This window comes from Alistipes sp. CAG:268 (assembly GCA_000434235.1).
Classification (GTDB): domain Bacteria; phylum Bacteroidota; class Bacteroidia; order Bacteroidales; family Rikenellaceae; genus Alistipes; species Alistipes avistercoris.
Genome location: FR891972.1, coordinates 1 through 11,661, shown reverse-complemented (window position 1 = coordinate 11,661; position 11,661 = coordinate 1). Strand labels below are relative to the sequence as shown.

The 11,661-nt window shown below is 62.3% G+C and carries 6 protein-coding genes and 2 tRNA genes; 5 read left to right on the top strand and 3 right to left on the bottom strand.

Going from position 1 to position 11,661, the window contains the following annotated elements; translation table 11 throughout:
* Nucleotides 1–49: 49 nt before the first annotated feature.
* Together QZL63_RS01670 and QZL63_RS01665 are read right to left on the bottom strand one after the other, a co-directional pair.
* Complete coding sequence (locus tag QZL63_RS01670; RefSeq protein ID WP_022307620.1) at nucleotides 50–3,238, bottom strand: GH92 family glycosyl hydrolase; 3,189 nt, start codon at nucleotides 3,236–3,238, stop codon at nucleotides 50–52.
* Nucleotides 3,239–3,420: 182 nt separating this feature from the next.
* Nucleotides 3,421–3,505 (bottom strand) — tRNA-Ser (locus QZL63_RS01665).
* A gap of 173 nt (nucleotides 3,506–3,678) precedes the next feature.
* Here QZL63_RS01665 and QZL63_RS01660 point away from each other — a divergent pair.
* The 5 genes from QZL63_RS01660 (at nucleotide 3,679) to QZL63_RS01640 (ending at nucleotide 8,211) form a co-directional block, all read left to right on the top strand.
* The gene (locus tag QZL63_RS01660) at nucleotides 3,679–3,939 is read left to right on the top strand and encodes an HU family DNA-binding protein (protein ID WP_022307619.1); all 261 of its coding nucleotides are present in this window, start codon (nucleotides 3,679–3,681) and stop codon (nucleotides 3,937–3,939) included.
* Between the two features lie 14 nt (nucleotides 3,940–3,953).
* On the top strand, nucleotides 3,954–5,156 hold the full coding sequence (locus tag QZL63_RS01655; RefSeq protein WP_022307618.1) for a pyridoxal phosphate-dependent aminotransferase: 1,203 nt from the start codon (nucleotides 3,954–3,956) through the stop codon (nucleotides 5,154–5,156).
* Nucleotides 5,157–5,313: 157 nt separating this feature from the next.
* Nucleotides 5,314–6,798 carry an OmpP1/FadL family transporter gene (locus tag QZL63_RS01650; RefSeq protein ID WP_022307617.1) on the top strand — a complete coding sequence of 495 codons (1,485 nt, stop codon included), beginning with the start codon at nucleotides 5,314–5,316 and terminating at the stop codon, nucleotides 6,796–6,798.
* Nucleotides 6,799–6,864: 66 nt separating this feature from the next.
* A tRNA-Arg gene (locus tag QZL63_RS01645) sits at nucleotides 6,865–6,939 on the top strand.
* Nucleotides 6,940–7,008: 69 nt separating this feature from the next.
* Entirely contained in the window at nucleotides 7,009–8,211 is a 1,203-nt protein-coding gene (locus QZL63_RS01640) for an L-serine ammonia-lyase, iron-sulfur-dependent, subunit alpha (RefSeq protein ID WP_022307616.1), read from the top strand.
* A gap of 211 nt (nucleotides 8,212–8,422) precedes the next feature.
* On the opposite strand, the gene QZL63_RS01635 is transcribed toward QZL63_RS01640, so the two are convergent.
* Nucleotides 8,423–11,661: DNA-directed RNA polymerase subunit beta' (locus tag QZL63_RS01635; RefSeq protein ID WP_290585535.1), on the bottom strand; the 3,239-nt coding region annotated here is incomplete at its 5' end.

Below are 11,661 nucleotides of genomic sequence, written 5' to 3'. Positions count from 1 at the left end.
AACCTTTCGGGGTTCGCCGCCGCTCTTTCGCATCCGGACCGGGACGGGATTACTCCACGCCCCAGGCCCGGTTGGGTTCGGGTCCCATCTCCAGTTCCAGCACCCCGCCGTCAAGCAGCGCCGCAGCCGGGAATCGGAAACTTTGAAGCGGTTTGCCGTCGAGCGTCGCACGCTGCACGTAGATGTTGCGGCGCGATGCGTTCTTCGCCCGGATGGTGAAGGTCTCGCCGCGGCCGTAGCGTCCGCCGAGGTCGATCGTCACCTGCTCGAAAATCGGGCTGGCGATCTCGAAGACCGGATCGACACGGCAGCCGCCGTCGGTCTGGAACAAACCGAGCGAGGCCAGAACGGCCCAGGCGCTCATCTGCCCCTGGTCCTCGTCGCCGAGGTAGGCATTGGCAATGCCGCAGCCGTAATAACGGTCCAGGATCGAACGGCTCCAGCGCTGCGTCAGCCACGGAGTTCCGGCGTAGTTGAACAGGAAGGCAAAGTGCATCGACTGCTGGTTGCCCTGCACGACGGGATGGTCCCAGTACTGGTCATTGGGGGCGTTGTAGCGCCACGCCTCGTCCTGCGCAAATCCCCACTCGAGACGCTCGAGGAAGCGTTCGCGCCCGATCTGCTGCACCAGGGCCGGAACATCCTGCGGCACGAAAAAGGTGAGCTGCCAGGCGTTGCCCTCGACATAGTGGTGGTTGGCCCCGCTGCGGAAGGGATCGAAGGGATCGGCCCAGCGGCCCTCGCTGTCGCGCAGGTGGCAGTAGCCGGCATCGCTGATGACATTCCGCCACCAGTAACCGCGGTCGTTGAAGGTACGCCACGTCGCGTCGTCACCGAGGGCAAGAGCCAGCTGGCCGACCGTCCAGTCGTCGTAGGAGTACTCCATCGTATTCGAGAAACGGCCTTTGTCGCTCGGCACATAGTGGTATTGCATGTAGGCCTCCAGATCGCGGTTGCCGGCAAAGCCCTTGAAGACCTTGCGGGCGGGCGTCGTCTGCATCTTGACGGCCGCCTCGAGGGCCTTGCGCCCGTCGAAGTCGCGGATGCCCATCTGCCAGGCCGAGACGATCTGCGGAATCTCGTGTTCGGCGACCATCACCGGGACGTAGTTCAGCCCCGCAGGTCCCTTGGCCAGCCAGCCGTTGGCATCGTACATCGCCAGCTGCGAACGCACCCAGCGGCCCGACCACTCGGGCGTCACGAGGTTCCAGAAGGGATTGAGGTTCCAGAAGGTATTCCAGAAGGCGTCGCAGCCGAGCATCACGTCGTTCGCAGGATCGGCCACACGGCGCACCCGGCCGTCGGTCGAGACCCACTCGCCATTGACGTCGCTCCATGTATTGCGGCTGCAGAGCGCACGGTACATGTTGTTGTAGAAGCGCTGCTTCTCCAGGTAGTCGTCCGAACGGACCTGAACGCGGGAGAAGAGGTCGTTCCACGTTGCCCGCTGGTTGGCGCATACGGCCTCGAAGTCCCAGCCGAAGGGGGTCGCCAGCTCCGTGGAGAGGTTCTCGGCGGCATTCTCGACGCTTACGAGCGAAATGCCCGTACGGACCTGAACAACCGGATTCTCCGCCGGGTCGAATACGGCAAAGAGTCCCGCCTCGCGGCACGGCCCGCACGAGAGGCCGTCGGCCTGCTGCCGGAGGTCGTCGTCGCACCAGCTGCCCAGCTGCTTGATCGGCCGGTCGAACTCGATGACGAAATGCAGCGTATAGTCCTGGTCGGCGTCATTGCTCCAGACACCCGGCGAGTACTGGTGGCACGAACCCTCGATCCGCCGGTCGCCCACCTGCCGGACCGAGACATCGCGCAGCTCGAAGTCATACTCGGCCTGCGGATGCAGCTCGATGAGAACCCGCCCCTCGCCCCGGTCCGTCGGGAAGGTGAAGCGGCCGAAGCCGCAACGCGTCGTGGCGGTCACCTCGGCATGGATCCCGTAATCGGTCAGGTCGGCCGCATAGCAGCCGATTCCGGCCTGCTCGGTCCGCTTGTCGATGCGCGAACGATAACCCTCATCGGGGTTGCGCTCGTCGCCGACACGCACCTTCAGATCGCCGTTTGTCGCCATGAGGCCCAGACCGCCGAGCGTCCACTCGTGGATGTGGCTGAAGCAGCCGATCGTTTCGAACGAAGACTGGTAACCGGCCTGCCAGCCGGCATTCTGGTTGTCGGGCGAGAGCTTGACCATACCGAAGGGCATCCATGGTCCGGGAGCGATCATCCACCGCGAATGGGCCGTGCCGATGCGCGTATCGACATAGTCAGCCAGGGTCTGCAAGGGTTGAGGGGCCCGTTCGATGCGTCCGGAGGCCACCTCGCGACCGTCGCACAGCACCCGGTAACGACTCGTCCGGTCGCGTCGCACGGCCGGCATCGGCACCTCGAAGCGCGAGCGGCCCGCCTCGACGCGCCGGCTGAAAAGTTCGCGGCCATCCACCTCGACACTCAGCATCGGCGTCGCATCGAGCCACTCGACATCGACCAGCAGCGGCTGCACACGCTTGCCGTCGCGGTCCAGTTCATACGGAGCCGCCGCCACATCGCGCACATACAACCCTTCGGGCTGCGTCGGACGCACGGACGAGGGTCCCTCGAGCGCCACACGGTCGAAAAGGATCCACGAACCCTCGAGGACCGTTACACGCACCGTATTGCCGCCCTCGCGCAGCGTGCCGCGACGCAGCGGCATCTCGAGCCGGCGGGGTGTCGCACGCTCGAAGTGCCCGGTCAGCGAAAGCGTATCGACGGTCGGCTCCTGCTGGCCGTAACGGCGGCCGGCAGCAGCCGGGTCATCGGGATCATTGAGCCGGAACCAGGCATCCTGTCCGTTTACGCTCACCTTCACCAGCGGAGGGAAGCGCTTGGCGTAGTCGGCCAGATCGACCGCCAGCAGGCAGTCGCCTTCGGGCTGTCCGTCGAGGCCAAAGAGGATATTGACTTCATGGGTGCGCCATCCCGACGTGGGCCAGGTCCCGCCCCACGTGTCGGCCGGCCCGGGCAGCACATAGGGGAAATCGGTCGCCGGATCGGAGTGACCGACCAGATAGAATTTGTCTTCGTAGCCGAAGTCCCGGGCCAGAAAGTCCCGGAATCCGTCGGGCGCAAGGGCGAATCCGGCAGGACGGCCATCCGGCTCGCCCACCGTCCAGATCGTCGCATCGGACGCCGCAGCAGTCCGCACGGCCAGGGCACAGCTCAAGGCGAGCGCCGACCGCATAAGGCTTTGCATCTTCATCGTATTGCAGTTTTCGGTTCGTAGGGAAACATTAAATGTGCAGACATTTGTTTTTAGTCAGGACAAATATAGTCAATACCCTCGAAATATCAAAATGCACGGTGCGGATTCCACCTTCGGGAAACAAAAAATCCGCGGGCAGTTGAGCCCGCGGATTCCTACCGTACGAAGACGGCATCATGCGGAAGGAGAGGGATTCGAACCCCCGGAGCCTTGCAGCTCAACGGTTTTCAAGACCGCCGCGATCGACCACTCCGCCATCCTTCCGGTGAGGCAAAAGTAGCACGGATTTTCCATTCCGCCAAATCTTCTTCCTCTTTTTGCTCGTTCTCGTGCCGAAGGGAGGAAATTCACCCGGGAATTTCCGTCTTCCATAAATTTTGCGTACCTTTGTTTTTACCCGTTAGGTTAGCGGTACATTTCTCTCGATACCTTATAATATGAACAAGACGCAGTTGGTCGAAGCGATCGCTCTCGACGCAAACATCACGAAAGTCGATGCCCGCAAGGCCGTCGATGCGCTGATCCGGGTGACCGCCCAGGCCCTCCGCGAGGGAGAGCGCGTCACGCTCACCGGGCTGGGAACCCTCTCCGTACAACACAAGGCCGCGCGCACGGGCCGCAATCCCCGCACGGGTGCGGCCGTGAAGATCCCGCCGCGCAACACGGTGAAGTTCCGCTCTTCGATCGAACTCGAATAAACACCCCGCACACCATGCCTGCCATCTCACAACGGGCCGGACTGATGCCGGCCTCGCCGATACGCAAACTCGTGCCGCTGGCCGAAGCCGCACGGGCCCGCGGCACAAAAATATACCACCTGAACATCGGGCAACCCGACCTGCCGACCCCGCAGGTGGGGCTCGACGCGCTGAAGCACATCGACCGCACGGTGCTCGAATACAGCCCCAGCGACGGATACCGCTCGCTGCGCGAAAAGCTTGTCACCTACTACGAACAATACCAGATCAAGCTCTTGCCCGACGACATCATCGTCACCACGGGCGGTTCGGAAGCCGTTCTGTTCGCCTTCATGTCGTGCCTCAACCCCGGCGACGAGATCATCGTGCCCGAACCGGCCTACGCCAACTACATGGCCTTCGCCATCTCGGCCGGAGCCGTCATCCGCCCGGTGGTCTCCTCCATCGAGCAGGGATTCGCTCTGCCCGACGTGGCCCGCTTCGAGGAGCTCATCAACGAACGCACGCGCGGCATTCTGATCTGCAACCCCAACAACCCCACGGGATACCTCTACACACGCCGGGAGATGGACCGCATCCGCGACCTGGTGCGCAAATACGACCTCTTCCTCTTCTCGGACGAGGTCTACCGCGAATTCATCTATACAGGCTCGCCCTACATATCGGCCTGCCACCTCGAAGGAATCGAGCAGAACGTCGTGCTGATCGACTCCGTATCGAAACGCTACTCCGAGTGCGGCATCCGCATCGGGGCGCTCATCACCAAGAACCGCGAGCTGCGCAACGCCGTGATGAAGTTCTGCCAGGCCCGTCTCTCCCCGCCGCTCATCGGACAGATCGTCGCCGAGGCCTCGATCGACGCACCGCGATCGTACAGCATGGAGGTCTACGAGGAGTACATCGAACGGCGAAAATGCCTCATCGACGGACTGAACCGCATACCGGGCGTCTACTCGCCCATCCCGATGGGCGCCTTCTACACGGTGGCCCGCCTGCCGGTGGACGACAGCGACGCCTTCTGCGCCTGGTGCCTCTCGGATTTCGAGTACGAAGGCGAGACGGTGATGATGGCCCCCGCCTCGGGATTCTACTCCGACCCGACGCGCGGCCGCAACGAGGTGCGCATCGCCTACGTCCTGCGCAAGGAGGAGCTCGAGCGGGCACTCGTCGTCCTGGCCAAGGCGCTGGAGGCCTACAACAACCGCCCGAAACGCTGATCCTGCGGCAGGACACAGCGTCCAAAACTATGCCATTTATTCCAATTTAAGAGACTTTCCGACCAAAAAGTTTGGCCTTCGGGGATAGTTTTTATACTTTTGCCCCCGATTTTGTGCGCCCCAAAGGGGGCGACCCATTAACCAAACCAACGAAGTCATGAAAAAAATCTTCCTCCTCATCGCCTGCATCGCCGCAGCATCGGGCGCTCGCGCCGAAGGCTATCAGGTGAACAACTTCTCCGCACGCCAAGCCGGTATGGCCAACGTCGGCACGGCGATGAAACTCGGTTCGGAATCGATCTACTTCAACCCGGCAGCCGCCGTCTTCCAGGATTCGAAGTTCGACATCTCGGTCGGCGCAACGGGCATCCTCTCGTCGGTATGGGCCTCGGAACTTCCCTCGCTGGAGAACGGATACCGGAGCTCGCTCACCGAGAAGTCGGACAACAAGATGTCCACCCCGCTGCACATGTACATCAACTACAAGCCGTCGGAGCGCTGGGCCGTGGGCCTGGGCTTCTACACGCCCAACGGCTCGTCGATGAACTGGGGCGACAACTGGTCGGGGGCACACCTCATCCAGGAGATCAACCTCGCGGCCTACACCTTCCAGCCCACCGTCTCGTTCAAGATCTGCGACCGCCTCTCGATCGGTGCCGGACTGATGATCACGTGGGGCAACTTCGACCTCGCGCGCGCCATGCTGCCCGTCGGCGGCAACCAGACCCTCGTCTCGGGATTCAACACGGTGAACCAGCTGCTTCCGGTCCTCGGTCCTTCGGCCGGGCTGACCGCAGAACAGATAGCCGCCTACCAGGCCACGGCACAGCAGGGAGCCGCCTATTTCGAGAACAACCTCCAGAACAAGGCCATCGTATCGGCCAAACTGCAGGGCGACGCCAACGTGGCCATCGGCGTGAACGCCGGTATTCTATGGGACATCACCGACCAGTGGTCCGTGGCCATGAGCTACCGCTCGCGCCTCAACATGAAGGTGGACCGGGGCACGGCCCGGCTCAACTACGCCTCGGCCGAGGCGCAGCAGCTGCTCTCGTTCCTCAATTCGGTACTCACCATGGCCGGGCAGTCGCCGGCCATCCCCGCGCTTGACCAGGGGACCTTCCACACGCAGCTGCCCCTGCCGACAACCGTGACGTGGGGCGTATCCTACCGTCCGAATGCGAAGTGGCAGATGGGCGTCGATCTGCAGTGGATCGGCTGGTCGGCCTACAAGGACCTCAATGTGGCATTCAACGAGCAGGAGCTCGGCATCGACGACATCTACTCGGTGAAGAACTACTCGAACACCCTCTCGGCCCGCTTCGGTGCCGAGTATGCGGCACTCGACTGGCTGCAGGCACGCGCCGGCATCTACTTCGACGAGAGCCCCGTGGACAGCAACTACCTCAATCCCGAGACTCCCTCGATGACCAAGATCAGCTACTCGGCCGGACTCTCGTTCCGCCTCGCCCGCTGCGCGGCGCTCGACGTAGCCTACTGCTACGTCTCGTCGGCCGACCCCGAGCGTACGGGGTCCTACCCGCTCTACGACTATGCGTCGGGTGAACTCTCGTCCGTTTTCACGCGCAACTACCGGCTCCACGCCCACGTTGTCTCGTTCGGCATGCGGTTCAACTTCTGAAAATTCACGAAAAAGTATTATCTTTGCGGAGTGCTTCCCACAAAAGGGGCACTCCGCAAATATTTCGGCCCTATAGTTCAAGGGATAGAACGAGGGTTTCCTAAACCCTAAATCCGCGTTCGAGTCGCGGTGGGGCTACCACCCGGATCGGGAAGTGCGCGCACTTCCCGATTTTTTCGTATCTTTGTGCCGCTCAAATACCGATCAAACATGGAATCGCTCAAAGAGTTGTACAAAATCGGAAACGGTCCCTCAAGCAGCCACACGATGGGGCCGAAACGGGCCGCCGAACGCTTCGTCGAACGCTGCCGCAACGTCGATGCCTACCGTGTGACGCTCTACGGCTCGCTGGCCGCAACCGGCAAGGGCCACCTCACCGACGAGGCCATCCTCTCGGTGCTGCAACCCGTTGCCCCGACCGAAATCGTATGGAAGGCCGACATCGTCCTGCCGTTCCACCCCAACGGCATGCTCTTCGAAGGAATCAAGGAGGGCAAGGTCGTCGATTCGTGGACGATCTACAGCATCGGCGGAGGCGCCCTGGCCAACGAAACCTCACGGCTCGAGGTGCCGCGCAGCATCTATCCGCTGACAACCATCACCGACATAAAGAACTGGTGCTACAACGAGGGCAAGACCTTCTGGGAGTATGTGAACGACTGCGAGGGGCCCGAAATCTGGGACTACCTCGACACGATCTGGACCCAGATGTGCGAGACGATACAGAACGGGCTGAACAACGACGGCGTGCTGCCCGGCGGACTGAAGGTGGCCCGCAAGGCCAGCACCTACTGGGTCAAGTCGAAAAGCTACAACGACTCACTCAAGTCGCGCGCCAAAATCTACGCCTACGCGCTGGCCACCTCGGAGGAGAACGCCTCGGGCGGTGTCGTGGTCACGGCCCCGACATGCGGGTCGTGCGGCGTCGTACCGGCCGTACTCTACCACCTAGCCACCTCCCGCGACTTCCTGCGGATCCGCATCCTGCGCGCGCTGGCGACCGCCGGGCTCTTCGGCAACGTTGCCAAGACCAACTCTTCGATCTCGGGAGCCGAGGTGGGCTGCCAGGGCGAGGTCGGCGTGGCATGCGCCATGGCGGCCGCAGCTTCGTGCCAGCTCTTCGGAGGCACCCCCTCGCAGATCGAGTATGCCGCCGAGATGGGTCTTGAGCACCACCTGGGACTGACGTGTGACCCCGTCTGCGGACTGGTGCAGGTCCCCTGCATCGAACGCAACGCCGTGGCGGCGGCACGTGCCCTCGATGCCAATATCTACGCCACGCTCTCCGACGGTTCGCACCTTGTCTCCTACGACAAGGTCGTCGAGGTGATGAACGAGACGGGCCACAACCTCCCGAGCCTCTACCGCGAGACCTCCGAGGGCGGTCTGGCCAAGCGCTACGAACGGAAATAGCGGGCCACATCGAAGACGAAACGATGCGCTGAACATACTGCCGGATCCGACGGCCTGATTCCGGTACGGAACCCGACAGCGAAAAGGCACCTGTTCCGCTTCGGGGTCTGCAACGAAGAGCGCCCCAACAACCGACCGCCCGGACCGATAAAACAAAACTCCCCGACCGCAAGGATCGGGGAGTTTTTCATTAGTGGAAGCGGAGGTCCGCCTACTGGGCCTGCTGAAGGCTCTCCAGTTCGGACTTCGCGGTGACAACCAGATCGTCGTAATCGCGCAGACCCGTACCGCCGGGGATCAGGTGACCGCAGATGACGTTCTCCTTGAGGTTCTCCAGCGGATCGACCTTCGCCTGGATGGCAGCCTCGTTGAGCACCTTGGTGGTCTCCTGGAACGAAGCGGCCGAGATGAAGCTCGATGTCTGCAGGGCGGCGCGGGTAATACCCTGCAGCACCTGCGTCGAGGTAGCGGGCACAATGTCGCGCACCTGAACCGGACGCAGGTCGCGGCGCTTGAGGCTCGAGTTCTCGTCACGCAGCTTGCGCAGCGAGACGATCTGACCGGGCTGGAGCGCCGTCGAATCGCCGGCGTCGGTAACGACCACCTTGTCGTAGAGTTCGTCGTTCACGTCCATGAACTCCCACTTGTCCACGATCTGATCCTCGAAGAAACGGGTATCGCCCGGATCCTCGATCTTGACCTTCGACATCATCTGGCGGACGATCACCTCGAAGTGCTTGTCGTTGATCTTCACACCCTGCATGCGGTAAACCTCCTGCACCTCATTGACGATGTACTCCTGCACACGCGTCGGGCCGAGGATGTTGAGGATGTCGCTCGGGGTGATCGCACCGTCCGACAGCGGACTGCCGGCCTTGACGTAGTCGTTCTCCTGAACGATGATCTGACGCGACAGCGGCACGAGGTAACGCTTCACATCGCCCTGCTTCGAGGTAATGATGATCTCGCGGTTACCGCGCTTGATCTTGCCGAAGGTAACCTCGCCGTCGATCTCCGAAACGATGGCCGGGTTCGACGGGTTGCGGGCCTCGAAGAGCTCAGTGACTCGCGGAAGACCTCCGGTGATGTCGCCGCCCGACTTGCCGACGGCGCGCGGGATCTTGATCAGGATGTCGCCCGTCTTGATGCGTGCGTTGTCCTTGACGACGATGTGGGCCGAAACCGGGAGGTTGTACTGCTTGACCTCCTCGCCCTCCTTGTTCTGGATCTTGATGACCGGGTTCTTGGTCTTGTCCTTCGACTCGATGACCACCTTCTCCGAAAGACCCGTCTGTTCGTCGCGCTCGTCGCGGTAGGTCACACCCTCGATGATGTTCTCGTAAGCAACGCGGCCCTCATGCTCGGAGATGATGACGGCGTTGTAGGGATCCCACTCGCAGATCATGTCGCCCTTCTTGACATCGGAGCCGTCGGCCATGAACAGCGTGGCACCGTAGGGCAGGTTGTGCGTATAGAGCACGATCTCGGTCTTGGGATCGACGATACGGAACTCCGACTGGCGCGAGATGACGATGTCGATCGCCTCGCCGGCGGCGTTCTTGCCCTTGACCGTGCGGAGCTCGTCGATCTCCAGGCGTCCTTCGTATTTCGAGACGACGTTGGTCTCGACGGCCGTACCGCCGGCCACACCACCGACGTGGAACGTACGGAGGGTCAGCTGCGTACCCGGCTCGCCGATCGACTGGGCGGCGATCACGCCGACCACCTCGCCCTTCTGCACCATGCGGGCCGTCGCCAGGTTGCGTCCGTAGCACTTGGCGCAGACGCCGCGGCGCGATTCGCAGGTGAGCACCGAACGGATCTCGACCGACTCCAGCGGCGACTTCTCGATGGCCTCGGCGATCGACTCGGTGATCTCCTCGCCTGCCTTGCAGAGCACTTCGCCCGTGAGCGGGTGGATCACGTCGTTGAGCGCCACGCGGCCCAGGATGCGGTCGTAGAGCGTCTGCACGACGTCGTCGTTGCGCTTGATGGCCGTAGCCGTCAGACCGCGCAGCGTGCCGCAATCCTCCTCGTTGATGATGACGTCCTGCGCCACATCGACCAGACGGCGCGTCAGGTAACCGGCGTCGGCCGTCTTCAGGGCGGTATCGGCAAGACCCTTACGGGCACCGTGCGTCGAGATGAAGTACTCGAGCACCGAAAGTCCCTCCTTGAAGTTCGAGAGAATCGGGTTCTCGATGACCTGCTGGCCACCCTCGACGCCCGACTTCTGCGGCTTGGCCATCAGACCACGCATACCGCTCAGCTGACGGATCTGCTCCTTCGAACCACGGGCTCCCGAGTCGAGCATCATGTATACCGGGTTGAAACCGTCGTCGTCCTTGATAAGCGTGTCGATCACGGCCTTCGTCAGTTTCGTATTGATGTTCGTCCAGACGTCGATGATCTGGTTGTAACGCTCGTTGTTGGTAATAAGACCCATGTTGTAGTCGTCCATGATGGCGTCGGCGCGCTCGTAACCCTCCTGGACGAGTTTCTCCTTCTCCTCGGGGATGATCACGGCGTCGAGGTTGAACGACAGACCGCCCTGGAAGGCCATGCGGTAACCCATGTCCTTGATGTCGTCGAGGAAGTTGGCCACCTTGTCGGCACCGGCCTTCTTCATCACCACGGCGATGATGTCACGCAGCGAACGCTTCGTGAGCACCTCGTTGATGTAGCCCACCTCCTTGGGGACCACCTGGTTGAAGAGGATGCGGCCGATGGTCGTCTCCTTGAGCACCTGAACCGGGTTGCCCTGCTCGTCGATGTCGTCCACCAGGCACTTCACCACGGCGTGCAGGTCGGCCTGCTTCTCGTTGCAGGCGATGATCGCCTCCTCGGGGCCGTAGAAGACGCGGCCCTCGCCCTTGACGCCCTTGCGGGGCTTGGTGATGTAGTACAGACCGAGGACCATGTCCTGCGACGGCACGGTGATCGGGGCGCCGTTGGCCGGGTTAAGGACGTTGTGCGATCCGAGCATGAGCAGCTGGGCCTCGAGGATGGCGGCATTGCCCAGCGGCAGGTGCACGGCCATCTGGTCGCCGTCGAAGTCGGCGTTGAATGCCGTACATGCCAGCGGGTGCAACTGCATGGCCTTACCTTCGATCAGCTTGGGCTGGAAGGCCTGGATACCCAGACGGTGAAGCGTCGGGGCACGGTTCATGAGTACCGGATGGCCCTTGATGACGTTCTCCAGAATGCCCCAGATGACCGGGTCCTTGCGGTCGATGATCTTCTTCGCGGACTTGACCGTCTTGACGATGCCGCGCTCGATGAGCTTGCGGATCACGAACGGCTTGTAGAGCTCGGCGGCCATGTCCTTCGGAATACCCATCTCGTGCATCTTCAGCTCGGGGCCGACGACGATGACCGAACGGGCCGAGTAATCGACACGCTTACCCAGAAGGTTCTGACGGAAACGTCCCTGCTTGCCCTTGAGCGAGT

Coding starts and splice junctions, on each gene's coding strand:
- QZL63_RS01660 (WP_022307619.1), top strand. CDS start 3,679: ATGAACAAGACGCAGTTGGTCGAAGCGATCGCTCTCGACGCAAACATC.
- QZL63_RS01655 (WP_022307618.1), top strand. CDS start 3,954: ATGCCTGCCATCTCACAACGGGCCGGACTGATGCCGGCCTCGCCGATA.
- QZL63_RS01670 (WP_022307620.1), bottom strand. CDS start 3,238: ATGAAGATGCAAAGCCTTATGCGGTCGGCGCTCGCCTTGAGCTGTGCC.
- QZL63_RS01640 (WP_022307616.1), top strand. CDS start 7,009: ATGGAATCGCTCAAAGAGTTGTACAAAATCGGAAACGGTCCCTCAAGC.
- QZL63_RS01650 (WP_022307617.1), top strand. CDS start 5,314: ATGAAAAAAATCTTCCTCCTCATCGCCTGCATCGCCGCAGCATCGGGC.